The sequence below is a fragment of the Photobacterium carnosum genome (assembly GCF_002849605.1).
Classification (GTDB): Bacteria; Pseudomonadota; Gammaproteobacteria; order Enterobacterales; family Vibrionaceae; genus Photobacterium; species Photobacterium carnosum.
On record NZ_NPIB01000012.1, the window covers coordinates 73,047 to 98,586 of the forward strand.

26 protein-coding genes and 1 riboswitch are annotated in these 25,540 nt (G+C 38.7%); of the genes, 13 read left to right on the forward strand and 13 right to left on the reverse strand.

Going from position 1 to position 25,540, the window contains the following annotated elements; translation table 11 throughout:
- Nucleotides 1-77: 77 nt before the first annotated feature.
- The 3 genes from CIK00_RS11215 to ebgR form a co-directional block, all read right to left on the reverse strand.
- Nucleotides 78-530 (reverse strand): beta-galactosidase subunit beta, encoded by a 453-nt coding sequence (locus CIK00_RS11215; RefSeq protein ID WP_101768946.1) that lies wholly within the window; start codon nucleotides 528-530, stop codon nucleotides 78-80.
- Entirely contained in the window at nucleotides 530-3,607 is a 3,078-nt protein-coding gene (ebgA, locus tag CIK00_RS11220) for a beta-galactosidase subunit alpha (RefSeq protein ID WP_101768947.1), read from the reverse strand. Before ebgA ends, CIK00_RS11215 begins: the two co-directional genes overlap by 1 nt.
- Before the next feature lie 249 nt (nucleotides 3,608-3,856).
- Nucleotides 3,857-4,834 (reverse strand): transcriptional regulator EbgR, encoded by a 978-nt coding sequence (gene ebgR, locus CIK00_RS11225; protein WP_101768948.1) that lies wholly within the window; start codon nucleotides 4,832-4,834, stop codon nucleotides 3,857-3,859.
- A gap of 346 nt (nucleotides 4,835-5,180) precedes the next feature.
- On the opposite strand from ebgR, the gene CIK00_RS11230 reads away from it, so the two are divergent.
- The 3 genes from CIK00_RS11230 to galM all read left to right on the forward strand — a co-directional run bounded on the left by CIK00_RS11230 (nucleotide 5,181) and on the right by galM (nucleotide 8,612).
- The gene (locus CIK00_RS11230; RefSeq protein ID WP_045038728.1) at nucleotides 5,181-6,242 is read left to right on the forward strand and encodes a UDP-glucose--hexose-1-phosphate uridylyltransferase; all 1,062 of its coding nucleotides are present in this window, start codon (nucleotides 5,181-5,183) and stop codon (nucleotides 6,240-6,242) included.
- A 74-nt stretch (nucleotides 6,243-6,316) separates the two neighbouring features.
- Nucleotides 6,317-7,507 carry a galactokinase gene (gene galK / locus CIK00_RS11235; protein ID WP_101768949.1) on the forward strand — a complete coding sequence of 397 codons (1,191 nt, stop codon included), beginning with the start codon at nucleotides 6,317-6,319 and terminating at the stop codon, nucleotides 7,505-7,507.
- A gap of 16 nt (nucleotides 7,508-7,523) precedes the next feature.
- A complete protein-coding gene (galM, locus tag CIK00_RS11240) occupies nucleotides 7,524-8,612 on the forward strand; it encodes a galactose-1-epimerase (protein WP_101768950.1) in 1,089 nt (362 codons plus the stop codon).
- Between the two features lie 55 nt (nucleotides 8,613-8,667).
- On the opposite strand, the gene CIK00_RS11245 is transcribed toward galM, so the two are convergent.
- Entirely contained in the window at nucleotides 8,668-9,186 is a 519-nt protein-coding gene (locus tag CIK00_RS11245) for an AAA family ATPase (RefSeq protein ID WP_101768951.1), read from the reverse strand.
- 234 nt (nucleotides 9,187-9,420) lie between these two features.
- Between CIK00_RS11245 and CIK00_RS11250 the strand changes: the two genes are divergently transcribed.
- Nucleotides 9,421-9,777: a DsrE/DsrF/TusD sulfur relay family protein gene (locus tag CIK00_RS11250; RefSeq protein WP_101768952.1), complete on the forward strand. Its 357-nt coding sequence runs from the start codon at nucleotides 9,421-9,423 to the stop codon at nucleotides 9,775-9,777.
- A gap of 89 nt (nucleotides 9,778-9,866) precedes the next feature.
- On the opposite strand, the gene CIK00_RS11255 is transcribed toward CIK00_RS11250, so the two are convergent.
- Nucleotides 9,867-10,895, reverse strand: coding sequence for a substrate-binding domain-containing protein (locus tag CIK00_RS11255; RefSeq protein WP_045038733.1), 1,029 nt, complete (start codon nucleotides 10,893-10,895; stop codon nucleotides 9,867-9,869).
- Between the two features lie 197 nt (nucleotides 10,896-11,092).
- Between CIK00_RS11255 and CIK00_RS11260 the strand changes: the two genes are divergently transcribed.
- The 7 genes from CIK00_RS11260 (at nucleotide 11,093) to CIK00_RS11290 (ending at nucleotide 15,699) form a co-directional block, all read left to right on the forward strand.
- Nucleotides 11,093-11,425, forward strand: coding sequence for a tRNA-binding protein (locus CIK00_RS11260; RefSeq protein ID WP_045038734.1), 333 nt, complete (start codon nucleotides 11,093-11,095; stop codon nucleotides 11,423-11,425).
- A 220-nt stretch (nucleotides 11,426-11,645) separates the two neighbouring features.
- A complete protein-coding gene (locus CIK00_RS11265; protein ID WP_101768953.1) occupies nucleotides 11,646-12,653 on the forward strand; it encodes a transposase in 1,008 nt (335 codons plus the stop codon).
- Nucleotides 12,654-12,876: 223 nt separating this feature from the next.
- Complete coding sequence (locus tag CIK00_RS11270) at nucleotides 12,877-13,233, forward strand: MerR family transcriptional regulator (RefSeq protein WP_101768954.1); 357 nt, start codon at nucleotides 12,877-12,879, stop codon at nucleotides 13,231-13,233.
- A gap of 58 nt (nucleotides 13,234-13,291) precedes the next feature.
- Nucleotides 13,292-13,669 carry a carboxymuconolactone decarboxylase family protein gene (locus CIK00_RS11275; protein ID WP_101768955.1) on the forward strand — a complete coding sequence of 126 codons (378 nt, stop codon included), beginning with the start codon at nucleotides 13,292-13,294 and terminating at the stop codon, nucleotides 13,667-13,669.
- 234 nt (nucleotides 13,670-13,903) lie between these two features.
- Complete coding sequence (locus tag CIK00_RS11280; protein ID WP_101768956.1) at nucleotides 13,904-14,245, forward strand: 5-carboxymethyl-2-hydroxymuconate Delta-isomerase; 342 nt, start codon at nucleotides 13,904-13,906, stop codon at nucleotides 14,243-14,245.
- Nucleotides 14,246-14,336: 91 nt separating this feature from the next.
- Nucleotides 14,337-14,735, forward strand: a complete 399-nt coding sequence (locus CIK00_RS11285) for a cystatin domain-containing protein (RefSeq protein ID WP_101768957.1) — start codon at nucleotides 14,337-14,339, stop codon at nucleotides 14,733-14,735.
- A gap of 313 nt (nucleotides 14,736-15,048) precedes the next feature.
- Nucleotides 15,049-15,699, forward strand: a complete 651-nt coding sequence (locus tag CIK00_RS11290; RefSeq protein ID WP_101768958.1) for a Qnr family pentapeptide repeat protein — start codon at nucleotides 15,049-15,051, stop codon at nucleotides 15,697-15,699.
- Nucleotides 15,700-15,766: 67 nt separating this feature from the next.
- Here CIK00_RS11290 and gloA read toward each other — a convergent pair whose 3' ends face one another.
- On the reverse strand, nucleotides 15,767-16,207 hold the full coding sequence (gene gloA / locus CIK00_RS11295) for a lactoylglutathione lyase (RefSeq protein ID WP_101768959.1): 441 nt from the start codon (nucleotides 16,205-16,207) through the stop codon (nucleotides 15,767-15,769).
- A 100-nt stretch (nucleotides 16,208-16,307) separates the two neighbouring features.
- On the reverse strand, nucleotides 16,308-17,891 hold the full coding sequence (locus CIK00_RS11300) for a Na+/H+ antiporter NhaC family protein (protein WP_101768960.1): 1,584 nt from the start codon (nucleotides 17,889-17,891) through the stop codon (nucleotides 16,308-16,310).
- Nucleotides 17,892-17,975: 84 nt separating this feature from the next.
- A riboswitch (Lysine riboswitch) is annotated at nucleotides 17,976-18,150 on the reverse strand.
- A gap of 750 nt (nucleotides 18,151-18,900) precedes the next feature.
- Between CIK00_RS11300 and CIK00_RS11305 the strand changes: the two genes are divergently transcribed.
- Nucleotides 18,901-19,137 (forward strand): hypothetical protein, encoded by a 237-nt coding sequence (locus tag CIK00_RS11305; protein ID WP_101768961.1) that lies wholly within the window; start codon nucleotides 18,901-18,903, stop codon nucleotides 19,135-19,137.
- A 94-nt stretch (nucleotides 19,138-19,231) separates the two neighbouring features.
- Here CIK00_RS11305 and artM read toward each other — a convergent pair whose 3' ends face one another.
- The 5 genes from artM to punC form a co-directional block, all read right to left on the reverse strand.
- Nucleotides 19,232-19,903, reverse strand: coding sequence for an arginine ABC transporter permease ArtM (artM, locus tag CIK00_RS11310; protein WP_101768962.1), 672 nt, complete (start codon nucleotides 19,901-19,903; stop codon nucleotides 19,232-19,234).
- The gene (gene artQ / locus CIK00_RS11315; RefSeq protein ID WP_101768963.1) at nucleotides 19,900-20,604 is read right to left on the reverse strand and encodes an arginine ABC transporter permease ArtQ; all 705 of its coding nucleotides are present in this window, start codon (nucleotides 20,602-20,604) and stop codon (nucleotides 19,900-19,902) included. The genes artM and artQ overlap by 4 nt, the downstream gene beginning before the upstream one ends.
- Nucleotides 20,605-20,607: 3 nt before the next feature.
- Nucleotides 20,608-21,342: a lysine/arginine/ornithine ABC transporter substrate-binding protein gene (locus CIK00_RS11320; protein ID WP_101768964.1), complete on the reverse strand. Its 735-nt coding sequence runs from the start codon at nucleotides 21,340-21,342 to the stop codon at nucleotides 20,608-20,610.
- 63 nt (nucleotides 21,343-21,405) lie between these two features.
- Entirely contained in the window at nucleotides 21,406-22,134 is a 729-nt protein-coding gene (gene artP, locus CIK00_RS11325) for an arginine ABC transporter ATP-binding protein ArtP (RefSeq protein WP_101768965.1), read from the reverse strand.
- Between the two features lie 505 nt (nucleotides 22,135-22,639).
- A complete protein-coding gene (gene punC, locus CIK00_RS11330; RefSeq protein ID WP_101768966.1) occupies nucleotides 22,640-23,845 on the reverse strand; it encodes a purine nucleoside transporter PunC in 1,206 nt (401 codons plus the stop codon).
- Nucleotides 23,846-23,949: 104 nt separating this feature from the next.
- On the opposite strand from punC, the gene punR reads away from it, so the two are divergent.
- Complete coding sequence (gene punR, locus CIK00_RS11335) at nucleotides 23,950-24,852, forward strand: DNA-binding transcriptional activator PunR (protein WP_101768967.1); 903 nt, start codon at nucleotides 23,950-23,952, stop codon at nucleotides 24,850-24,852.
- A gap of 68 nt (nucleotides 24,853-24,920) precedes the next feature.
- Here the strand turns inward: punR and CIK00_RS11340 are convergent, their stop codons facing one another.
- Nucleotides 24,921-25,529, reverse strand: coding sequence for a CDP-alcohol phosphatidyltransferase family protein (locus CIK00_RS11340; protein WP_101768989.1), 609 nt, complete (start codon nucleotides 25,527-25,529; stop codon nucleotides 24,921-24,923).
- Between the last annotated feature and the right edge of the window lie 11 nt (nucleotides 25,530-25,540).

Here is a 25,540-nt window from a genome sequence, read left to right on the forward strand (position 1 = left end):
GTTTTTGTTGATGTTTTAGCTGTTGGCGATTTTTATTAGATAACCGCCAGTTATTATTCACTGGCGGTTAAGTGTGGTTATTTATTAAGGAAGTATCCATCCTCAATGGTGACACGTAAAACCACTTTTTGAAGGTTGTCAGCGGCACTGAAGCGGTGTGCTTGGTGGTTTTCAAATATCACCATTTGACCTACTTCTATGCGGTGGGCTTGAGCTGTTCCCTCAAAATATTCACGGTCAGTTTCATCGCTGTATGGATGCACTTGCGTTAACGTATCTTTATCTGCACATTCAATAGTTTCACTGCCTGCAAGGTAGTAATGAACATCAAAATAACGGCGGTGGCCGACAAATTGTTCATTCGCGTTTGAAGGGCCATGTTGAAGGCGGTAAGCCAGTGAGTCACCCACAGAATGGAAGGCATTTGGCTGAATATTACCGATGTTCTCAATCGCTTCTACACAACGATTCCATTTACGACCATCGCGATAGAGGCTTTTGAATTGATCCAGTGATGCTAAAATAATCATTATTTATCTCCACCGATGCGTGTTGTGGTAAATGTTTGACTTGCTAAGTAGCGGCTATCACAATCGGCTTTATTAAAGGGCACTAAGCTCACTTGATAGCTGAAGTCATTAAAGTAAACACGGTATGAGTCAAGTACTTCTGAACCCCATGAGTTAGAGCCTAAGCCCATAACTTGATGATCAAGATTGACCGTAATGTAGCCACTTGGCTCAAGTTCATTAATGTGTTGTGCTTGATGGATATGTTGATTGGTGTAATGCCATGCGCTGAAATTAATTTCTTGCTCAGGTTTAACCAATAAACCCACACCATGACGGTTAGTTAAACTTGCCCAACGCACATGCTGGCGGTTGCCATTATTTTGTGGGAATGGGTAGTTCTCAAACATATTACTAACGGTAGTGTTGTAGATATCAATAATGTTGCTTTGACGGCTATCTTGGTAACTTTCTTCAGGGCCACGGCCGTAGTATTCAACCTGATCAAATTGATTATTAATCCCTAAATCCAAACCAATAACCGGAATGACATGCGGGTAATCACCGTACTTATTGCCACTTAACGTCATGTTTACTTGACCTTGAGGGCAAATTTCAAAACGGTATTGGCAACGCATACCAAAATCTAATACTGGCGGCGCAACAATACTGTTGGTGGTAACAATTACTTTACCTGTCATTTGCTCGACATTGATGCTACGGAAATGCTCTTGCATAATGTGTAGGTGAGCTGGGTGCCATAAACCTTCATATTCTTGCTTATGGTTATCAATCATCGGCTTGAAGAAACTCATTGCAGGTGATGATGCAATCAGCTCATTATTTTGGCGTAGCCATGATGTAAGCTTGCCATCAACTTTAGAGAAACGCAGTGCAAAGTCATAACCGCTAATTTCCCAATCAAGACGGTTTTCAATAACGGTTAGTGGTATCGCATTGTTATTTTCAAATTGTTCTTTATATGCAGTATTGGGTTTGGCTTGGTATTGGAATATGCCAAGTTTATGGTTAGCTTCGCTATATGCGGTGCGAGATTTTTTACGCATAGAGACATTCACAAACGTTTCACGCTGATCCATAACTGGTAGCACTAATTCAATATCGCGTGATTCCCCTGCCGCCAAACCCGTCACGGTAATTTGATTAAAGGTTAGAGTGTCACCTTCAGCACGTACTGCGATATCAAATACCACGTCATCTAAAGTAGAGAACCAATATTTGTTAGTAACCGTAATGATGCCTTTCGCGTGATCTTTAACGGCAATTTTTACCGGACAAATAACTTGTTTGTATTCACGTAATCCCGGGCCAGGTGTTTGATCTGGGTAGACTAAGCCATCCATGCAGAAGTTGTAGTTATTTGGATAGTCGCTGTAATCACCACCATATTTGTACACATCACGGCCATTTTCATCTTGCTCGTAAATACCGTGATCACACCATTCCCATACAAAGTGACCTTGAATATGGTCATGTTTGTAGAACACGTTTTGGTATTCAGTCAGTCCACCTGGACCATTACCCATTGCGTGGGCATATTCACAAATAATCCGTGGCTTAGCATGTGGAAACTCACCAAACTCATTCATCATTTGAGCGCGAGAGTACATCGTACTAATAATATCAACCACTTCAGCATCACGATCTTCTTCGTAATGGACTAGACGGGTATTATCAATCGCTTTAGTTGCTTGGTACATTGAACGAATATTACAGCCGTAGCCAGATTCGTTACCCAGTGACCACATAATGATAGAAGGGTGGTTCTTTTGCGCATGAATATGACGTTCAATGCGTTCAACAAATACTTGTTCCCATGCAGGATCATCAGTGATCATGCTCAGGTTACCAACGTTAGCAAAACCGTGCGTTTCAACATCAGTTTCAGCTATTACAAATAAGCCGTATTGATCGCATAGTTCGTAAAAACGTGGATCGTTAGGGTAGTGCGCAGTACGTACTGCGTTAATATTATGCTGTTTCATAAGCACAATATCTTTTTCTACGCGATCCATACCGACAGCGCGGCTATTTAGGTGGTCGTTATCGTGGCGATTAACCCCGTGTAACATTACGTATTGACCATTAATCTCAAACAGGCCATTACGCACTTTAATATCACGGAAGCCAACCCGTTGCGGGATCACTTCTACCACAATGCCATCCGCATCCCTTAGGGTTAAGAATAAGTGGTATAAATGTGGATTTTCAGCTGTCCAATGAACGGGTGAATCCATTTTGATTGCAAAATTGGTATGCGTTGTACTAGCAATGGCTAGACTGAAAACGTTTCCACTAGCAACCTGATGTTGACCCTCATAAAGGGCATAATCAATGCTATAATCACTCACAACGTGACCACTGAGATTTTCCAAATCAACGTTACAGTTTAATGTTGCACCTTGATAATCTTCGTCAAAATCAGTACGTACAGTGAAATCACGCACGTGAATGGGTTCTTTACCGACTAAGTAAACATCACGGAAAATACCCGCCATCCACCACATATCTTGATCTTCAATATAGGTTGAATCGGCCCATTGCATAACGCGCACAGACAGTAAGTTTTTACCGCTGTTAACGAAAGCTGAAATATCAAATTCTGCTGTTAAACGGCTGCCTTTACTAAAGCCAACATATTGACCGTTAACGTAAACTTCAAAGTAGGTTTCAACACCATCAAACTTAATAATGGTTTGTTTTTCATTCCAATTATCACCTAAGAAGAAGGTGCGCTGATATGCGCCAGTTGGGTTGTTTGAGGGTACAAAAGGTACGTCAATCGGGAATGGGAAGCCTTCATCAGTGTATTGTAAGTTACCGTGACCTTCCATTTGCCACATGTTTGGCACTTGAATACTAGTCCAGTCACTCATTTCTTGGTTGTAGAATTCTTCAGGAACAAGCAGTGGATGAGTGAAGAAGTTAAAGGTCCACTGACCACTTAGCAACATGAAATGCTGACTTAAATCACGCTGAAAGCGTTGCGCTTTGTTTAATGCGTTGTAAGAGAAAAAGTATGCACGAGGTGCCAGTCTATTTTCGCTAAGTAAGTTAATGTTTTCCCAGTTATTCACGATGCCTCCAAGACATGTCTTAATTATCTGGGGTTATTATTAAGTAAAGTTTTACTAAAAAAAATAGGTAAAACTTTGTTGTATTAACTTGGTCACATTCTGTTTTGAGCTTTGTGATGTCGACAACAAAAAAACAATCATTGGCGTTTATTTGAGTGATCTTGCGCTTGTTTTAAACTTGTTGAGTAATTAAAAAGCAAAAAAACGACAAATTAATTGTCGTTTTTAATTTATTATTAGCTGCTTATACTATTTTTTAGTTGTGTCTCGTAAAATTAATTGGCTAGGAACAAATACCCGTAATGGAATTGTTCGACCATCACGGCTGCGTTCTAATAACAAATTAACCCCTTGAGATCCCATCAGTTCTGAGTGGATTCTAAAGGTTGATAGTGGTGGGTAAGTAAACTTTGCGGTTGGAATGTCGTTGACACTGATTAAACTAATATCATCAGGGATATTAAGCCCACTTTCATGTATGGCACGTAATACGCCAATAGCAATCGAGTCAGATGCGACAAATAAAGCACTTGGGTGATTGTTAGCCAGCATCTTTTTAGCTAATGAATACCCAGATTGACTACTAAAATCACCACGGTAGATATCTTTATCTGAAACAACACCTTTGAATTTGCCATATTCAGTAAAAATTAATTCACGAATATCATATTTATCAGGGTTATCTTGACCACCAATAAATCCAATTCGTTCATAGCCTTGTTGAGTAAAGTGGTTGATGACTTCTTTGCTTATTCGCTCTAAATCAATATCAATGCAATCAATATCAAGTTGGTGATCAGTGTAATCAATATAAACTGTATTACTCGAAAGGGCACGTGCTGCGGCAAGGTTGTCTGCGCTTACTTGTCCTATCAGCAATATCCCATCTACGGCTTTAGGCGCTGCGGCAATATTGCATTCATAAATATTGGTCAGTTTAATGCCGAGTTTCTCGCATTGGGTGTCAATGCCATGTCGGATTGCGAGGTAATAAGGGTCATCAACTTCAATATCTTGTTTGTAATTATACAAAGCTAGAAAATGTAGGGTTTGTTTTTTAGCGGTTTTTCGAGATTGGCTGGTGGTGTATTCAAGCTGCTCTGCAATTTCAAAAATTTTGCGTTTAGTCTCATCTTTTACGCTAAGGGTTGGATCATCGTTTAACACTCGAGAGACTGTCGCTAACGAGACACCTGCTTTGGTTGCTATTTGTTTTAATGTTGCCATTTGTCCTCCGGCAATCCCTGCAACCTGAATCATGTTTGCTGTGTGTTTAAGGGACATGTAGTTATATTTTATAGAATTATACTATTTATTTTCAGTAAAAAACGCGAATAATTTAGTGTCGGCCAGTGAATATATTATTAATAGAGATTGGATGTTATTTGTAAAGTAGTTAAAAGTATTGATTCATATAGCGTAGATAAGCAATAACGATGATCTTATCTTGTGATGATTAGCACGAATTACATTTTTAATGGAAACGTTTACACGATGTGTCTTTGATCACGGAAGTTAACCTGAAATCACTTTAGACTTTTTAACATTATAGAATCACAAGAGTTGAATCACTATGTCTGAATGTTTTGATCCGATTGACCACCCTCATCGTCGTTATAATCCGTTAACAGGGCAGTGGGTGCTAGTTTCACCACACCGCGCTAAACGTCCGTGGCAAGGTGCGGATGAACAGCCACAACCGGAATCGAATGTTGCTTATGACGGTTCTTGTTTTCTATGTCCAACCAATACCCGTGTATCTGGCGATAAAAATCCTGATTACACCGGTACTTATGTTTTTAGTAATGATCACGCTGCATTAACTGCCGATACGCCAAGTGCGCCTGAAAACAGTAACCCTTTATTTCGTTGCCAAAGCGCCCGTGGTTTAAGCCGTGTTATTTGTTTCTCACCTAACCACAGTAAAACCCTGCCGCAGTTATCTGTTGGCGCAATTCGTAACGTGGTTGATACGTGGAATGAGCAAATTGAAGAGTTAGGTAAAGATTACGTTTGGGTACAAGCGTTTGAAAATAAAGGTTCAGTAATGGGGTGCTCACAACCACATCCCCATGGTCAAATTTGGGCTAATAGCTTTTTACCTAATGAAATTAGCCGTAAAGATACTTTGTTACGTGAATATTATGCACAGCATGGTACTAACTTATTAGTTGATTACGTTAATAGTGAGCTAGAAGATGGTTCTCGTACTGTGGTTGACACTGAACATTGGTTAGCCGTGGTGCCTTATTGGGCGGCATGGCCATTTGAAACCATGTTATTACCCAAAACACACATTCGTCGTATGGATGAGTTAACTCAAGCCCAGCGTGATGATTTAGCGCTAGCGATTAAAAAATTAACCAGCCGTTACGATAATCTCTTTAAATGTTCATTCCCTTATTCAATGGGGTGGCATTACGCTCCTTTCTTTGAATCTGATGCCAATTTTAGTGATACCTCAACCGATCATTGGCAGCTTCATGCCCTGTTTTATCCGCCATTATTGCGCTCTGCAACAGTGAAAAAATTCATGGTGGGTTATGAAATGCTAGCAGAAAGTCAACGTGATTTAACCGCAGAACAAGCGGCTGAAAAGTTATGTGCTGTGAGTGATGTGCACTATTTAGATTAAGTATTCGTTAGGTTTTATCATTTTAATAAATGACATTTTTTCTTGATCATCTTTGGTAATAGTAGGTAAAAATAATGATAACAAATCGTACTCAACACCTTATTGATAATGTATCAGCTGTTTTTTCATCAGTATTAGGCTATGTCGCCAGCCATATTATTCAAGCACCTGGGCGTGTAAATCTTATTGGTGAGCATACAGATTATAATGATGGCTTTGTGCTTCCTTGTGCGATTGATTACCAAGCAATCGTCGCTGCTGCACGTCGTGACGATAATATCGTGCGCGTGGTGGCGGTTGATTACAATAATGAAATAAGCGAGTTTGATATTACTCAGCCGCTTGAGTTTGATCAGCAATGCATGTGGGTAAACTATGTTCGTGGTGTGATTAAATATTTACTTGAGCGAGGCTATGTTCTTGGTGGCGCTGATATTGTTATTAGTGGCAATGTTCCACAAGGTGCAGGTTTAAGTTCATCAGCAGCGCTTGAAGTCGTCATTGGTCAAACATTTAAAGCATTATTTGATCTTACTATTAGTCAGCAAGAAATTGCACTGAATGGTCAACAAGCAGAAAACCAGTTTGTTGGTTGTAACTGCGGCATTATGGATCAATTAATTTCAGCGGAAGGTGAGCAAAACCACGCACTATTAATTGATTGTCGCTCATTAGAGACAACGGCTGTTGCTATGCCTGAAGATATGGCGGTAGTGATCATTAACTCTAATAAGAAACGTGGTTTAGTCGATAGTGAATACAACACGCGTCGTGCACAGTGTGAACAAGCCGCTGCTTTCTTTGGTGTACCAGCCTTACGTGATGTGACATTAGCGACGTTTATCGCGCATGAAACAGAGCTTGATCCTATGGTTGCTAAACGTGCACGTCATGTGATTACTGAAAATATGCGAACTGAACAAGCTGCAATCGCGTTAAGTAATGGCAATATGACGTTATTGGCCGAGTTGATGGCTGAGTCACATGCATCAATGCGCGATGATTTTGACATTACAGTGTCTGAGATCGATACGCTGGTTGATATGGTGAAAGGCGTTATTGGTGATCAAGGCGGTGTGCGAATGACAGGCGGTGGTTTTGGGGGATGTATTGTGGCACTGGTACCACCAACATTTGTTGATGCCATTACCGCTGAAGTGAATGCGAAATATCAGGTAGCAACAGGCTTACAAGCCACTATTTATGTCTGTAAAGCAATGACGGGCGCTGGTGTTATCAGTGAACAGAACTTAGCAATAACGTAATTTAAGGCGACTGAATATGTTAACTCACTTACCTCAACATGCGATTGCGTCACACCAATCTATGACTGTGGATATGGCTGTCGATGGTTTACCCGCTAAATTGATTACGCTTGTTAATCAACAGGGTATGTCGGTTACGCTAATGGATATTGGTGCCACATGGCTTAGCTGTTGTGTGCCTGTAATCGTGGATCACCAAACCCAATACCGAGAAGTGTTGCTAGGGGTAAGTACCCTGAACGATTTTTATCAGCAGCAAGCCTATTTAGGCGCAACCGTTGGGCGTTATGCTAATCGTATTGCCGTAGGTAAATTTAGCTTAGACGGTGAAGATTACCAACTATCAATCAATCAAAAGGGTAATTGTTTGCATGGTGGCGAAAGTGGTTTTAATCATCGTCGTTGGCAAATGCAGCAAGTGAATGCGACTGAAGCGCAATTTAGTTTATTATCTGCTGATGGTGATATGGGCTTTCCGGGGAATTTGCAGGTAATCGTTACTTATACTCTGACTGAAAATAACGAGTTAGCTATTCGATACAGTGCAGAAACAGATAAGCCAACTGTGGTTAATCTTACAAATCATGGTTATTTTAATCTGCTAGGGGCTGATAGCGACAAAGATTGTTTATCACATCAGTTAATGATCAACGCTGATCATTATTTACCGACCGATTCGAGCGGGATCCCGCTGGGTAAATTTAAGACGGTTGAGGCAACAAGTTTTGATTTTCGCGAGCCAAAATTGATAAATCAAGATTGGTTAGCGGATAGTGATCAACAACAAGCGCAAGGGTATGATCATTCGTTTGTATTACGATCTGATGTACGTCGAGCCACCACTGCTTGTGCAACGATAGTCGCGGCTGACAATTCATTAACGATGGATGTGTTAACCACTAAACCAGCAATGCAATTGTACACTGGAAATTTCTTGGCAGGGTGCCCTAATCGTATCGGTGGCGAGTATGCAAATTATAGTGGTTTTGCTTTAGAAACTCAGTTTTTGCCAGATTCACCAAATCACCCGGAATGGCCGGATAATGATTCGATATTACGCCCCAGTGAGCATTATCATCATTTGACCTGTTATCGATTCCGATAGCGCTTAATAATGACAGAAACCCACAACCTTAACGTTGTGGGTTTTTTATTGGTACTTAGTTATTATAAAAAGCATTCAGTTGCTGAATAATTTCATCTTTACCATCAACGTTGTGTAATTTCTTCACGCTCTCATCAGGTATTTCAAAGATATGTTTAATTGCTTCAGCACTGGCATTAGAAATACCATTAGTACGGTATTCTAAGCGTTGGTGAATTAACTTATCTGACGTTGTTACATAAATCATATCGATATTATCAACAGACTGGCGAATATAATCACGATGCTTTTTTTTGTATGCCCCTTGGGTGATCACGAGACGTGGATAGAGGCGACGGTAGTCATTAATTTTATCAACAATGCGGCAGAAAAATTGGTCACGCATTGCTTCAGTAAAAGGCTGTTTCGCGGCAATAATCTGGCGCATTTCATTAGTAAGATCATCATCAGCATGATAAACAAACCAGTCATGATGTGCCCCAATGACGTCACCGACAAATGACTTTCCAGCACCCGATAAACCAAACAAAAACAGCACTGATGGGGCAGACGTTAGTTGAAGGCGATGGCTCATTAAATGCTCTCTGTAAATGACGATTAGGTTATGGCAACTGCATTTAACATACAATTACTCGTTAAGGGCGTTAATGTGCCAAATTATTGCAGTAGTTAAAAGTTTAAAATTATAAAAAATACGGTTAAAGAATAAAAAATAGACATTAGGTGCGGTTTACATTCATAAATGACCACTGACGATACGTTTCATGGTAAAACAAGAGTCGAAAAATCAGATAGAGATAGGAAAATAATGCAAACCATACTAATGATAATTAATGATGCTCCTTATGGCTCTGAGCGTTCATTTAACGCACTACGTTTAGCTATAAAACTGAATGAACAAGAAGCTGAACCTGTTGCTGTTAAAATCTTTTTAATGTCTGATGCGGTAACGTGCGCACTTGCAAAACAAGCCCCAACAGAAGGCTATGATATTCAACAAATGGTTGAGATTGTTTTAGCGCAAGGTGGTGAAGTTAAGCTGTGCAAAACTTGTTGTGCTGCACGTGGATTAACTGCGTTGCCTTTAATTGAAGATGTTGTAATTGCAACATTGGATGATTTAGCAGAATGGACGCTTGCCGCCGATAAAGTGTTTACGTTCTAAAGTAGTAGTATTAAATATTAACCACACAAGTGACGCTGTCACTTGTGTGGTTGTATAACCGAGATATAGAAATAAAACCAGAGAGTAAACTACTGAGGAGTCATTACTGATAAACGTTTAACCAAGGTTGGCACAAACATATGCGTGATACTTGAATCAGGTTGAGTGGTATCGAGTATTGGTTGTTTAGCTGCCGTTGCTAATTGAAAAGCCAATTGTGTCGCTTGTTCTGCCATGATCTGAATGGGGTAACGCACAGTCGTCAGCTTAGGATGCAGATACTTCGCAATTAATCCATCATCAAACCCAATTAAAGACATTTGATTTGGCACCGTTAAACCATTACCTTCAAGTACCGATAAACATCCCGCTGCCATATAATCGTTATAAGCTGCAATCGCTGTTATTGGTTGATTTTTAGCGAGTAGGTTAGTCATTGCAACTTCACCACCATCTTCATCTGGCGTGCCATATTCAATATAGCTTTGTGGTGCAGTTAGCTGATGTGCTTGTAACGCGTCTAGATAACCTTGCTTACGCTGAGTGGTATCTTCAATATCATGATTAGAACAAATATAGCCAATATGCTGGTGGCCATGCTTAATTAATAGCTCTGTCGCTAGATATGATCCTCGATGGTTATCAAGCGCAATACAACGATCAGCGATCTCAGGAATAAGGCGGTTAATGAGCACCATCCCCGGTACTTCTTGTGCATAAGCGATTAATTCATCATTAGATAAACTCTTACTGTGAATAATTAACGTATCACAGCGGCTATTGATCAATAGTTCAATAACATCACGCTCACTGTCAGCATTATGGTAGCCATTACCGATCAATAAATGCTTATTGTGTTGGCGAGCGATATTGTCGATCGATTTGATCATCGCGCCAAAGAAAGGATCAGAAACATCACCCACTAACACCCCAATAGTATTGGTTGATTGGCTGACTAATGCTCGAGCATTGGCATTGGGACGGTAGCCTAGTGTTTTCATTGCTTGTGTTACTGCGGTAATCGCTGCTTTACTTGCTTTGGGGGATTTATTGATCACCCTTGATACGGTTGCGACAGATACTTCGGCGAGTTTCGCCACATCTTTGATTGTTGCCATGATCACCTCTTTACTGTTAAAGCTATTAAACTACGGTTGTGTAAATAACGCAATTTAACTGTGTGATATAGCTAACTAATTCGAAATGATACTCTTTGTAAATCAATATTTAATTGGTAATGAAACGTTAACATATTGTATGTGTATATCACTATTAACAATGAACTTAATTGAGTATTAAGTACGAAGGAGATTCCATGGACACTATTTCATACGCAGATTTCGCTAAATTAGATATTCGTGTGGGTAAAATCGTTGATGTTGTTCGCCATGACAATGCTGATAAGCTTTATATTGTTCAAATTGAAGTGGGTGAAACTAAGCTTCAAACCGTCACTAGTTTAGTGCCTTACTACACCGAAGAGCAATTATTGGGTAAGCAAGTGGTAGTGCTATGCAATCTAGCCAAAGCCAAGATGCGTGGTGAAACATCAGAGTGCATGTTGTTATGTGCTGAAACGGATGATGAATCTGAAAGTGTACTGTTAACCCCTGAACGTTTAATGGCAACAGGCGTAAAGATTGTTTAATTGGTTGTTGTAATATGAAAAGCAGGGTAGTGGCGAGGGTGGCTTGTATTATTTACGTGGCTATAAATCACTTATTCGTCACTATAATTATCTGCCGCGATATGTAAGCCAACCCCCGTCATTCCCTACAAAAAGAATAAAAGAATAATGGACAGCCATAACATTGCGTATCAATTATAAGTAACTACACTTAAGCTTCAAGTTGCTTATGGTGGAACGAATGACAATCTCAAGACGAAAATTGATAGAGCCTCAAATAACGCCTTTTTATCATGTAATTAATCGCTGTGTACGTCGTGCGTATTTGTGTGGCGATGATCCATATAACGGTAAAAACTATCAGCACCGTCGCGGTTGGATCGTAAATAGAATCAAACAATTAGCCGCTGTTTTTTGTATTGATGTGTGTGCTTATGCAGTGATGAGTAACCATTATCATTTGGTGCTTAAAATAGACACCGAACAGCAACAAAAGTTAACCCCAGAAGAAGTAATATCACGTTGGTTACAGTTATTTAGCGGCCATCCTATCGCGGTCGATTTTTTAAAAGAGGGTCAAATAGCCGCAGATAAACAACAAGCGCTATCAACATTAGTGGCTGAATGGCAGCAACGATTAGGCAGTATTAGCTGGTTTATGCGCTGTCTTAATGAAGAAATAGCACGAAAATCTAATAAAGAAGATCAATGTAAAGGGACGTTTTGGGAAGGACGTTTTAAGTCTCAAGCATTACTTGATGAACAAGCATTATTATCGTGCATGATGTATGTGGATTTAAACCCGATAAGGGCGGGCGTTACGCCGTCACTAGAACAGTCTGATTTTACCTCTATTCAGCAACGTATTCGTGAACATTATCAAACGAAAACATCGACACAACAATCATCATCAAACACCTCTCGTTTTCAATTATTACCCTTTGTTGGCGCAGAACATCAAGCTAAAAAAGCAGGTATAAACTTTGTTTTTACCGATTACCTTGAGCTGATTGACTGGACTGGTCGGTGTATTCGAAATGATAAAAAAGGCTTTATTACACCTAATCAACCCAAGATTTTACAGCAAATGGGAATAACAGCAGATGCTTGGCTTGAGCACAGTGAACAATTTATGGAACATTATGCCAATGTAAGCGGTAGATGGTCCCGAATGTGTGCCTTCAAACAACGTATTGGTGGGCATTGGTGTAAAGGAAAGTTAGCGAGTCATCAGTTACATCCTAGTTAGACATGGTTTCTTAGAATTAGATAAAATACCGCAATAACTGTCAATATTGTGGGTTTTGTCGATCCTGAAATATAGAAATAGAATCGATTTAACGAAGAATTCAAATAATAAGTTGTAAATTTTAGATTTGAGAGTTTATTGCTAGTGGAATAATTTATTTTTTAAGGGCGTTATTTAAGAACTAAAATATATGGCTGTCCAAGATTAAGTAAGAGGTAGGATAATGAACATAAAAGAGTTTTCTAGTTTAGTGGGCTTGTCGTCTCATACTCTTAGGTATTATGAAAAAATAGGGTTACTAAAAAATATCCAGAGAAATAGCAGTGGTCATCGAGTATATGCATCTAAAGATGTAACGTGGATTGGTTTTGTAAAGCGTTTAAAAGAAACAGCGATGCCGCTTGATGAGATTTTGGTATATACAAAACTCAGAGAACTTGGTGCTGAGTCGTTACTTCAGCGTCAAATTTTATTAGAGCAACATCAGAAAAACTTGAGATATCATATAAAACAGCAACAAAATCATATGGCTGCTTTGGAAGAAAAAATTAATCTTTATAAAAATGGAAAAGTCGGTTGACTTAGAGTTGACTCTAACTTGTATGGTGTTCCTATATTAATTGAATAGGAATATCACAATGAATAAATCACGTTTTGAAAATGGTGTAGAGTTACTTAATTGTATTGATGGCGAAGCTGGGCGTAAGGTTATTGAAAGCTTACAAGATATTTGTCCTGATTTAGCTAAATATACAATTGAATATCCCTTTGGTGACATTTACGCTCGTTCAGGTTTGGATTTAAAGTCTAGAGAGATCGCAACCGTTGCTGCATTAACTGCGCTAGGAAATTGCGTCCCTCAGTTGAAAGTACACTTAAATGCAGCACTCAATGTGGGGTGTTGTGAGAACGAAATAAAAGAAGTGATACTTCAAATGTCAATTTATGCGGGTTTTCCTGCGGCTCTAAATGCTATGTTTGCTTTCAAAGAAGTGCTTTTTGATAGAGCTGCATGATAAAAAAAACAGTGAAAACATTAACGTTGTAATACTTGGTGAGTAGATTTCCTATCCCGTTCGTAACCTCATTGTCGGGAATGAGAGGGTGAAGATTTGGCATTGATCACAAATTAATACATTAGTGATTAAAATCCAATTTGGTGAACTAATATTAGGGATATTAAGCCGTTATGATATTTATTCGACGCTAGTGTTACAAAATATTAGCTGTACTAAAGAGGGAGTAACAATATGCCACATTGTATCGTTGAATATGCTAAGGATTTAGAAACAGACATTGATTTAACTGAATTAATGACCACCACGCATTTTTCTATTTTTAGTTCAGGTATTTTTGAAGAAGAAGACATAAAAACCCGCCTTATTCCTTATGAAGTTTATCGAACGGGAACAACAGCAAAGCCATTTGTGCATATTACGTTACGTATTTTACCTGGTCGTTCTGATCAACAGAAAGATACGTTATCAGAGCTAATCTTGCATAATGTCGCTTCGATGTTTCATTCGGATATTGCTCTTAGTGTAGAGATTGAAGATATTAATCAGCAATCTTATCGAAAATATGTAGTATAAATTTGCAAATTAATCCTTTTTTTCAATTTTATTTGCAATGAACACTGTTTTTATGTTGTTATAGAGATGTCTACTATAAATAGGAAAAGTCATGAATAAGAAACTTCTGGTTGTTGCTTTGGGTTCATTAGCGTTAGTGGCGTGTAGTGCACAAGATGTTAAAACGACTAGCGAGGCAAATATGCAAACGGGTTGTGACTATACTCACGCAATTCCTGGTGGCTGGCAGCGAGGTGAGATAACACCTGAAGTAACAGCTGCGGCACAAGCAGCTGTCAAAGAAATTACAGGTGACCACCAGCTAAAAAATGTTATTCATGTTACTCAACAAGTTGTTGCAGGTATGAATTACAACGTTACCTTTTCAATCGAAAATCATGACGTTTATACCGCTAAAGTCTTCCGTAGTTTAAAAAACACTTACATTGTTGACTCTGTGAATAAGAATGTTGGCGCAGTTTCAAATTGTGATGTGCCTAATCATTTATAGGTTGTGGTTATTATTTAATCGTATTCTTTAATGAAAAAACAGCTGCTGATATTGATAAATTCTCAATACCAGTGGCTGTTTTTTTATGTCTATTTATAGCCCTCTAATACGGCCATGATAATGCGATAATGAAAACAATAAACGTTCATACTTTTTATTTTAAATAACGAAGCTGATACCTCTTACAATCGCCAGATTTGGCTATTTAAGGCAATGTGAAAAAACACTTATTAGTTTACTGTTTTTACTGGTAATTAATGGTTTATTGTTATTAATATAGGACTGTTTTTAGAATTAATTAGAGTGATTATTGATGCATGTTGCAAAAAAACAATTCGACGGTGACGTCTTTTCTCATCAAGATTTAAGTGAAGCAACGTTTGAACAATGTCAGTTTTATCGCTGTGATTTTTCACGAGCAAACTTAACTGATGCTTGTTTTATTGATTGTAGCTTTATTGAAGCAGGAGAGACTGACGGTTGCAATTTTGCTTATACGAAATTAAAGGACGCCAGTTTCAAAGGTTGTAATTTAGCGATGGCAAATTTTCGTAACGCGCAATGCTTTGGTATTGAATTGCACCAATGTAACCTTAAAGGTGCTGATTTTCATTATGCGTCATTTGCTAATTACATTACGCATAATTCTTTCTTTTGCTCGGCATTTATTTCTGGATGTGATTTAAGTTACGCCAACTTAGAAAGTGTGATGCTTGAAAAATGTGAGTTATTTGAAAACCGTTGGCGTGGCGCTAACTTAATTGGCGTGTCATTTAAAGGTTCGGATTTAAGCCGTGGTGAATTTTCAACTGAGCAATGGCAACAAGCGATATTTAACGAAACTAACCTATGTCATGTTGATCTCGATAACGTTGATGTTCGTCGAGTTTCTTTGGAGGGGGTTAAAATTTGTGATTGGCAACAAGAGCAATTATTGGGAAATTTAGGAATAATTGTTTTATAGATAGTTATGCTAACGAATGATTGCCACAGGAATACAGCATATACCTGTGGCAGCGTTGATTTACCTATTACCATTCACCAATATTAACTTGTGAAATCCATGGTTCAATAGGGGATAACGGCTCACCTTTTTGCAGTAATTCAATAGAAATACCATCAGGTGAACGGATAAATGCCATATGACCATCACGGGGTGGGCGATTAATCGTCACGCCATTGTCTTGTAAGTGTTGGCACAATTGGTAAATGTCATCAACACGAAACGCAAGATGACCGAAATTACGACCACCGTTATAAGCTTCTGTATCCCAGTTATAAGTTAACTCTAATAATGGTGATTGTGTCTGAGTGGTGGCTTGTGCTTGAGCCGGAGCGGCTAAAAATACTAATGTAAAACGCCCACGTTCGCTATCTTTTCTATTTGTTTCAACTAACCCTAATTTATTGCAGTAGAAGTCCAGTGAGGCATCTAAATCACTGACTCGTACCATTGTGTGTAAATATTCCATTGTTTATCTCCTGATCAAAAAAATCCCCGCGGTTTAGTGCTCTAGAATAAATCAAATAAGCACGAAAACGAACGGGGATTATTGTTAATAATGGTTGTTTTTAATCAGCAGCCGTTATTAATTGTTGTTTTTTATCTTGACGTATATGGTAAACACAACAGCCAACGAACCATACTGAGCTGACAGCGATACCCATAATGGTTGAACCTGTGATACCCATTGCAAGGTAGCCAAGGAAAGCACCAAAAGCAACGGTTAATGCGTAAGGTAACTGAGTCATTACGTGATCCATATGATGACTACCTGCGCCTGTTGCTGACAAAATACTGGTGCTTGAAATAGGTGAACTGTGATCACCAAATACGGAACCTGCTAATACTGCTGATAGCATAGGCATTAATAAGTTCACGTCACTCGCAATTGCCATATCACCCGCTAACGGTAGCATGATACCAAATGTACCCCAGCTGGTGCCGGTCGCAAAAGACATCCCACATGATAGTAAGAAAACGAGCGCGGGTAATAGCTCAACAGGTAGACCATTTTTTGTTAATGATGCTAAGTATTGTCCTGTTTGCATGTCGCTAACAACTGTACCAATTGTCCATGCAAATAATAGAATGATAATCGCGGGCATCATTGCTTGAATACCTTGAGGTGCTGCTGTTAACCATGTTTTTAGTGGTAACTTTAAGCGTAGTGCTAATACAATAGAAACGGCAAGACTACATAAGGCAGCATAAACTAATGATGAACCAACATCAGTATGCTCTAGCGATCCAATCAGACTAAATGCTTGACCTTTAGCGGTTAATACATCAGCGCCACTCATTATCATAAAGCCAACACTAGAAACCGTCAGCGTCAGAATAGGTAACACCATATCAATCATGGTGCCATTACCTTCACCTTCAGTAGTGATTTCTAAGCCTTTAGGGTGACCTTTAGATTCATCCCAAAGTTGACCTTTACGTGCGCGCTCTTCGTGCTTACGCATTGGACCAATATCAAGTTGGAATGTGATAACCACAAGTACCATTAACAACGTAAATACAGCATAAAGATTCATTGGAATCATTTGTACGAACAATGAAATTGGGCTGGTATCAGTAATATCATTAGAGACTAAAATGCCACCAAGGATTGCAATGATATAAGCACCCCATGATGAAATAGGCGTGATAACACATACAGGTGCGGCCGTTGAATCTAGCAGGTAAGCCAATTTGGCGCGTGAAATTTGAAAGCGATCTGTCACAGGACGACAGATTGGCCCAACAGATAAGCTATGGAAAAAGTCATCAATAAAGAAAGCAAATACCATCATACCCGTTAAGATATTAGCACTGCGACGATCTTTACAGCGGCGAACACCCCATTCAGCAAATGCTTTGGTTGCACCAGTTGCGGTCATTAAGCTGATCAAACCACCCAGTAATAACATAAATAATAGCATGTTAACGTTACTGGTATTAATTGCACCATCAGCCCAAACTAAGCCAAGAATTTGATGTAAAAGATATTGTAGTGCTGCGAGTGGGTTGTAATTATTTAGAAGGAATGATCCTGCTAGAATACCCACGCCTAAAGACAACAAGACGCGACGGGTAGTAATTGCAAGGATAACAGCCAGTAGTGCAGGGACTACTGATAATAGTGAATCAGAATATTGGATTAAATTCATGGATCTCTTAAACACCTATAATAAGGTGGAGATCTACCGAAAGGATAGAGAAACAGATTTCTTGAGAAATAATACTTCTTATCCCTATAGGGTAGCGCTCCATAGACAACATAACTATGGCAGTTCTGTACTTATTAAATACAGAACCAGCGATTATTGATGACTCAATAACTACTTCGGCGCTGACTCCTTTCTTCGGTTCTCATAGGGGATCTCCCTCCAACCGAATACTCTTAGGCAGCGCGCCTCTACTCAAAGGATTAGACTTTGACTATACATAGATATTTCTCACAAGCAATAAAAAAACATGCTTATATGTATAACAGGTGCAAATTTAAGCATGTTGATTAACTGATCATTGTTTCAATCGGTTAGTCGTTAATTGTTTCGTTATTGTTGCATATTATTCCGTTATTCGGGATTATTATCTATTGGGTGAGTGAGATTATGAATATTGTGATTTAGTACTGGAGGCTACTGCTATTGATATTATCGAAAAGAATAATGCGTAGACTGGAATCATGAATCTAACCAACAATTGTTGTTCATAGTTGATACTCAATTTTATCATTATAGTTATTGGTTAAAATTGGGAGTCATTGATGTTGCTCTTTAAAGATAGAGTAAATGTTTTTTACTATTAGGTTGATTGATTTTGAGGTACTAGATTCTTATAAATAGGAATAGAAGGGGGGTGTTTCATGGATAGTCATATCTATACTTGCTCATCATTTTATTGGGTTATTTTTAATAAACAATTACTTAGTTATGTTTCTGTAATGGGATGTTTTGAAAATAAGTACGAATGATTATTTAGTGAGTGTGGTTTGTCAGTATTTAAATAAATGATTAATAATATTATTTTATATAAGATACCTTTGTTTATATAATAACCAGTTCTATAATGTATCTATTACTATAACGAGTTAACAAATATTCACTATTTAGTAGTATTTGTAACCATAATCTAATATTTTATATGGGTTTATAAAAAATAAGGATATTGACTATGAATTTCTTCTTTCGTTCAAAGAAGACCGTGAAAGCAACAACAGCATTGCAAGCAAAGGAAAGGCTTGTGAGTGAAATTACTCGTCATAGAACGTCACGTCATCTGCAATTGATGAAAGATGAGTTAACGCAATTGTTAACGCAATTTTCCCATATTAAAGAGAATAAAATTGACGTTGTTAAAAATACCAAATCACAATTAGTTTTAAAAATTAACGCTAAACTAAGTCATTAAATCATGATGAAGTGTATTATTTTTAGTTATTAAAAAGCCGACATAGTGTCGACTTTTTAATGCGTTAAATTGTTAATTAGAGTGATAATAAAAATTAACGTACCGCTTCAAAGGCCAGTGCTTTTTTCTCAAATACTCGAAACAGTAATGTGAGTATTCCATTGATCGTAAGGTAGAACGCCCCTGCAACAGCAAACACGGTTAAAGTGTCATAAGTTTGTGCATTAATACGTTGTGCGTAACCCATAATATCCATAATAGTAATTGTGCTTGCTAGTGATGTGCCTTTAAAGACTAAAATCACTTCATTTGAATAAGCAGGAACCGCACGACGAATCGCAAAGGGAAGTAATACACCCAATGTTGCTTTGGTATTCATGCCTAATGCACGGCAAGCATGCCATTGACCTTTAGGTATTGCATCAAATGCACCTTTAAATAACTGGGTACTATAAGCGGCGGTATTTAGCGCTAATGCAAGCATGGCACAAAACCATGGTTGGCTTAACCAATCCCATAAAAAACTCTGACGAATAATCTCAAATTGTCCTGGACCATAATAGACTAAAAATATTTGTACTAATAATGGCGTTCCCGTAAACAGAGTAATAACACCACGACTGATCCAATGAATAATAGGTGTACGTAATATTAAACTTGTCGTCATGAATAACGCTAAACTACAGCCTACGAATAAAGAAGCAGCGGTTAATTCAAGACTGGTAATAAGACCTTGCACCATTAACCAAAAATTTTGTTCATTCATGCGGTTGCTCCTTGGCTTTTATGTTTTTGGACGCTAGAGCCATCTTGCTCGCTGAATTTCCTTTCGATTATTTTAATAATACGTTGAGTAATCAATGTAATAATTAAATACACGGCAGCAGCGGTGGCATACCAAGTAAAACTTTCATGTGTTGCCGCGGATGCTAATTGAGCTTGCTTTAATAAATCAGTTACACCAATTAATGAAACCAATGCGGTGTCTTTTAATAGTACTAACCATTGATTCGTTAAACCGGGTAATGCATGACGTACTGCTTGCGGTAAAATAATACTGAAAAAAGTACGTTGTTTACTGATGCCTAGTGCGGTTGCTGCTTCTTGCTGTCCTTTGGCTACGGCTTTTAATGCTCCCCGTATAGTTTGAGCGGCATAAGAAGCAAAAATAAGTGACAGCGCAATAACACCTGATAAAAAAGGGCTAATTTCAATAAATTCGCCAGTGATGTAAAAAATAATTTCGCCCGAACCAAAAAAAATGAAAAGCACTACTAATAGTTCAGGCAGACCACGGAGGATAGTCACGATAAATGTTGTTGGCCACGCGATAGCACGATAACGTGACATTTCGCCGCCTGCAAATAACATCGCTAAAACTAACCCTACCGCTAAACTGACAAAAGCAAGCTGGATTGTCATCCAGCTAGCTTCTAGCAGGGATTGTGAATATCCCGTTAATATCATAACTTACTTACCAAAATACTGTTCGAAGATTGCTTGGTACTGACCATTTGCTTTAATGGCCGCCAGCGCTTTATTTAATTGTTCTACTAATGCCGAGTTATTTTTATTTACAGCAATACCAAAACCATTACCAAAATATTTAGCATTAGTGACAGGCTTACCGACATAAGAGAGTTTATCGCCGTTACCTTTCTTAAACCATTCAGCGACAACTGCAGTATCACCAAATATAGAATCAATACGGCCATTTTGCATATCGATAAATGCATCTTGATAACTGGTATAAGGCACCGCAGTTACTGCCGGCATTTGATCGGTAATATAACTCTGGTGCGTTGAGCCATTTTGTACGCCAACACGCTTACCGTTAAGGGCTGCTTGATTGGTAACGTGATCTTTCAATGATACAAACGCGGCGGCATTGTCATAATAGGTATTACTAAAAGTGACTTGTTGTTGACGTGCCGCGGTGATGTCCATTGCTGAAATTGCAGCATCATAACGTTTGAATTTAAGTGCCGGAATAAGGCTATCAAATGCTTGGTTATGGAACGTGCAGTTTGCTTTCATCTCTGAACACAAAGCTTTAGCTATATCAATATCAAAGCCTTGAATTTGATTGTTAGCATCCATGTATTCAAATGGCGCGTAAGTCGCTTCTGTAGCAAATTTAAGATCTTGTGCCATGACATGACCAGATGCTAAGCCAATTATTGCCGCTAATAACATTTTTTTCATCGCTATACTCCATGCGGGTGTGTTACGTAGTTATCTATTTACGTGATTTTAAAAAGATACCTATTAATGATTAAGGTATTGTGCAAATTGGGTTGTTTGTGGGGCAGTAAAAGCACCATGGCTACCATGTTCAACGACTCGACCGTTTTCCATGTATAAAATATGACTTGCAATTTTTTTTGCAAAATCAACCTCATGGGTAACGACAACTTGGGTTATTCCTGTATCACTAAGATCTTTGATGATCTTAACGATTTGACTGGTGATCTCTGGATCAAGTGCTGCGGTTGGTTCATCAAACAACAGCACATCTGGTTTCATCATTAATGCACGAGCAATCGCAACCCGTTGTTGTTGGCCACCTGATAGTTGTAATGGCCATGCGTCTGCTTTATCGGCAAGATGCAATTGCGTCAGAATATCTAATGCTTGTTGTTTAGCAATGGCTTTATCTATGCCTAATACTTTTGTTGGTGCTTCAGTTAAATTTTCAATCACTGTTTTGTGTGGCCAAAGATTATATTGTTGAAATACCATTCCTACTTTTTTTCTTAACGCTAAGCCTTTCTGTTCTGAAATAGGTTTTGAAAAATTAAATAGATTATTGGCTATCGTTAATTCGCCATCGGTTGCGTTCTCTAACAGGTTTAATACCCGTAGAAGTGAGCTTTTTCCTGCGCCACTTGGACCTAATAAAACAAGGGTGTCGCCATTGTTACAAGTAAAGCTGACATCATGCAGTACTTGGTTTTGACCGTAAAATTTATTGATATTACTTACTTGAATACTCATGCTCTAATACTGCATTAATCGTCACTTAATTTATATACTACTCATCACGATATCTTATGCAAGTAAAATGTATAAAAAAATAAAATGTTGCGTATTTGTTTAATTTATAATGATTTAACAGGTTAAATTGCTTGGTTTGAGCTTTTGTTTTTAACAATCATTAAACATTGAGCTGTTATTGTGAACTGAATGCATAAAGAGAGCTGAAATTATACATTTGTTATTTTTATCAAATGATTATTTAGTCATTGCTACATGACTCGCTATGTAAGCGGATTAATGGTTGGTCGGTGATATTATTATGCTTTTATTGCCGTGATTCTATTGAATATAAATAGACGTTGGAAAGAGGAAAAACACACTTAATGCAGTAATAGTGAATGAGGAAATAGAATTAATTACAAAGATTGTAAAAAAGGGAGGGGGCGTTAGGTGGTGGAGATCAAGATAATATGGGTAAAAAAAAGCAGCCATAACGGCTGCTTTTTATAACGAACAGGTAAAGTTAAGCGGTTGCCATTACAGGTTGCTGGTGGCGAGCTTGAGTAACCAAAATGAAACCGATAATTGCAATAAAGCCAGTGATAAACATCGCAATGGTTACCGTTAATAAACCATACCCAGCAAAGGCTGATACTAAGCCACTTGCAGTAAAACAGACCATTGTTTGCATAAAGTTTAGTAGACCTGCCGCGGTTGCACTACAGTTTCTGAAATCAGAGAGTGCTGCACTAATCACCAATGGGTAAACAGCACCATTAGCCACTGCAAGGAAGCAGAACGGAATAAGAATTGGCCAGATAGTGGTTACTGTCATTGATAGTGAGATAATAAACATGATTAATACGCTGGCAAAGAACAATGCCAAAATCCAGGGTAATAACTTTTTGCTCTCGAAATGACTCAGTAATGTGCGGCAGCCGTAACCACCAACAATAAAGGCGACAGTTTGTGGTGCATAGCTTAAACCAATATCAGTACCTGAATAACCCATTGCTGACATAACAAATGGTGAGCCTGTTAAGTAAGCAAAGAAAGCAGCTGAACATGCAGCAAAAATTAGCATGTTACCTAAGAATTTCTTTGAGCTTAGAATTTGGCTGTAATCCTTACGCAGTTTTACCGTTAACTTTTCTTGTTGTTGGCTAAGGTTAGCGCTCTCAGGCTCTTTTAGCGTCATAATAGCTAACACCGCACCAAAACCGACTAATGCGATGAAAATGCTACGCCAGCCTAATTGATGCTCAAGCATTGCACCTAATAACGGTGCTAAAGCAGGAGACAGTGCGACTAAAGGCATGATTGTTGCGAATACACGCTCAGAAACTTTACCGTCATAACGGTCAACCACAACCGCTTGCCAGATAACTGTAGCACTACATGCGCCTAATGCCTGTACAAAACGAGCAGCAAGGAAGACTTCAATATTTGGTGCAAATGAACATGCAATAGAAGCAAGGCTGAATAGCACCATGCCGCCAACAAGCACTTTAATGCGTCCTACTCGATCAGAGAGTGGACCATAAACAATTTGTCCTAACGCCATACCAAGTAAGAACACACTAAGAGAAAGGCCGATAAGAGATTGGGTTGTTGCAAAGTCGGCACGAAGTGTCTCAAATGAGGGTAAATACATATCGGTAGCAAGGAATCCCAGCATACTTAAACATGCAAACCAGAATAGGGTAATTTTAGAAGGTTGATTTTTCATTTTATACTTTTAGTCAATATTACAATTGATACTAGTGTAATACTGGTTTTAATCGCTGTGAAACGCTAAAATTTCAACCATGCTTTCAAAAAATTTGATGTGATATGTTTTCCTATAATGATCTCCAAGTTATTGACGTCGTCGCCCGTCGTGGCAGCTTTTCAGGAGCAGCAGAAGAGCTGCATAAAGTACCTAGTGCTATTAGTTATACCGTTAGATTGATAGAAGAGCGTTTAGCTGTCGAATTATTTGTTCGATTACATCGACAGGTTAAACTAACGCCAGCAGGGGAGTATTTTGTTGAAGAATCCCGCAAAATAATCAAACAAATGCAATTAATGAAATATCAAACTCAGCGAGTAGCGAATGGTTGGTCGCAAAATGTGTCGGTTGCATTAGATACTGTGGTACGCCAAAGTCGAGTAAATATGCTGGTAAAAGATTTTTATGAACACTTTCCTGATGTGGAATTACATTTGACGATGGAAGTATTTAATGGTGTATGGGATGCGCTCGCTGATGGACGAGCTGATATTGCTATCGGTGCAACAGCGGCTGTACCCGTTGGTGGCAGTTTTGATTATCGAGATATGGGAACATTAACATGGAAATTTGTGATTGATCCTCAGCATCCGTTAGCGACTTGTGATCATCCATTAGAGCCGCATGAGTTAGCGCAATATCCCGCTGTTTGCTTAGAAGATACCTCTCGCACGTTACCTAAACGTATTACGTGGTTAATGGATAACCAACGTCGAATATTAGTCCCGAATTGGTACAGTGCCATGCAGTGTTTAAAAGCAGGATTAGGCGTGAGTGTCGTGCCAAGTCATATGGCCATTCCCTTAATTGAAACGGGAGAGCTAATTGAAAAAGAGTTAGCGATTAAACCGTCAGTGAGCCCTTGTTGTTTAGCATGGAATACTGAAACCATGAACCCGGCAGTAAGTTGGTTGTTAGACTATCTAGGTGATAGCGAACAGCTACATCGTCAATGGGTACGTTGATTCGCAGTTTATTTTGTGAAAAGAGGTTGCTGGATGTAGATGTGATATTTACATCCAGCCGCATTAATTTAATTTTTTAGGGTGTGATAACCAGCCCAGATGCGAGTCGCAGTGGTGATCCAACATAAGGAACCAAAAATCCACGCAATAACGTCAAAATATTGTGGTAAAAGGCAAAATAATACAAAACAAGCAATAGTTTCAGTGCCTTCAGTAAGACCTCCAATGTAATACAAAGATTTTTGTTTATACACTGGGCTTTCAATATTACGTTTACCCGCCATGATTGCAAATGCTAGAAAGCTTGAACCCGTTCCAATAAAAGAAAAAATCAAGAATGCACCCGCAATTGCATTTTGTTGTGGATCTGCCAATACAAAGCCAAACGGAATTAAAGAATAAAATAGAAAGTCTAAGGTAATATCAAGGAATCCACCACAATCGGTAATACCTTGTCGGCGTGCGACTGCGCCATCTAGTCCATCAAATAATCGATTAATAATAATAAAGAATAAGGCTAAGCTATAATGTTCAAAGGCTAACGCAGGGAGTGTAAACAGACCAAGCACAAAGCCGAAAAGGGTGATTTGATTAGCACTGATACCATAATTATCAGGTAATGCCGCTAGTTTCGCTAGTGGCTGACGAATAAGAGTAATACTGTAACGGTCGAGCATGGTACTTCCTG

Excerpts from the sequence above, each read along its gene's own strand:
- CIK00_RS11215 (WP_101768946.1), bottom strand. The coding sequence starts at position 530 with ATGATTATTTTAGCATCACTGGATCAATTCAAAAGCCTCTATCGCGAT.
- ebgR (WP_101768948.1), bottom strand. The coding sequence starts at position 4,834 with ATGGCAACATTAAAACAAATAGCAACCAAAGCAGGTGTCTCGTTAGCG.
- CIK00_RS11230 (WP_045038728.1), top strand. The coding sequence starts at position 5,181 with ATGTCTGAATGTTTTGATCCGATTGACCACCCTCATCGTCGTTATAAT.
- galK (WP_101768949.1), top strand. The coding sequence starts at position 6,317 with ATGATAACAAATCGTACTCAACACCTTATTGATAATGTATCAGCTGTT.
- galM (WP_101768950.1), top strand. The coding sequence starts at position 7,524 with ATGTTAACTCACTTACCTCAACATGCGATTGCGTCACACCAATCTATG.
- CIK00_RS11245 (WP_101768951.1), bottom strand. The coding sequence starts at position 9,186 with ATGAGCCATCGCCTTCAACTAACGTCTGCCCCATCAGTGCTGTTTTTG.
- CIK00_RS11250 (WP_101768952.1), top strand. The coding sequence starts at position 9,421 with ATGCAAACCATACTAATGATAATTAATGATGCTCCTTATGGCTCTGAG.
- CIK00_RS11255 (WP_045038733.1), bottom strand. The coding sequence starts at position 10,895 with ATGGCAACAATCAAAGATGTGGCGAAACTCGCCGAAGTATCTGTCGCA.
- CIK00_RS11260 (WP_045038734.1), top strand. The coding sequence starts at position 11,093 with ATGGACACTATTTCATACGCAGATTTCGCTAAATTAGATATTCGTGTG.
- CIK00_RS11265 (WP_101768953.1), top strand. The coding sequence starts at position 11,646 with ATGACAATCTCAAGACGAAAATTGATAGAGCCTCAAATAACGCCTTTT.
- CIK00_RS11270 (WP_101768954.1), top strand. The coding sequence starts at position 12,877 with ATGAACATAAAAGAGTTTTCTAGTTTAGTGGGCTTGTCGTCTCATACT.
- CIK00_RS11275 (WP_101768955.1), top strand. The coding sequence starts at position 13,292 with ATGAATAAATCACGTTTTGAAAATGGTGTAGAGTTACTTAATTGTATT.
- CIK00_RS11280 (WP_101768956.1), top strand. The coding sequence starts at position 13,904 with ATGCCACATTGTATCGTTGAATATGCTAAGGATTTAGAAACAGACATT.
- CIK00_RS11285 (WP_101768957.1), top strand. The coding sequence starts at position 14,337 with ATGAATAAGAAACTTCTGGTTGTTGCTTTGGGTTCATTAGCGTTAGTG.
- CIK00_RS11290 (WP_101768958.1), top strand. The coding sequence starts at position 15,049 with ATGCATGTTGCAAAAAAACAATTCGACGGTGACGTCTTTTCTCATCAA.
- gloA (WP_101768959.1), bottom strand. The coding sequence starts at position 16,207 with ATGGAATATTTACACACAATGGTACGAGTCAGTGATTTAGATGCCTCA.
- CIK00_RS11300 (WP_101768960.1), bottom strand. The coding sequence starts at position 17,891 with ATGAATTTAATCCAATATTCTGATTCACTATTATCAGTAGTCCCTGCA.
- CIK00_RS11305 (WP_101768961.1), top strand. The coding sequence starts at position 18,901 with ATGAATTTCTTCTTTCGTTCAAAGAAGACCGTGAAAGCAACAACAGCA.
- artM (WP_101768962.1), bottom strand. The coding sequence starts at position 19,903 with ATGAATGAACAAAATTTTTGGTTAATGGTGCAAGGTCTTATTACCAGT.
- artQ (WP_101768963.1), bottom strand. The coding sequence starts at position 20,604 with ATGATATTAACGGGATATTCACAATCCCTGCTAGAAGCTAGCTGGATG.
- CIK00_RS11320 (WP_101768964.1), bottom strand. The coding sequence starts at position 21,342 with ATGAAAAAAATGTTATTAGCGGCAATAATTGGCTTAGCATCTGGTCAT.
- artP (WP_101768965.1), bottom strand. The coding sequence starts at position 22,134 with ATGAGTATTCAAGTAAGTAATATCAATAAATTTTACGGTCAAAACCAA.
- punC (WP_101768966.1), bottom strand. The coding sequence starts at position 23,845 with ATGAAAAATCAACCTTCTAAAATTACCCTATTCTGGTTTGCATGTTTA.
- punR (WP_101768967.1), top strand. The coding sequence starts at position 23,950 with ATGTTTTCCTATAATGATCTCCAAGTTATTGACGTCGTCGCCCGTCGT.
- CIK00_RS11340 (WP_101768989.1), bottom strand. The coding sequence starts at position 25,529 with ATGCTCGACCGTTACAGTATTACTCTTATTCGTCAGCCACTAGCGAAA.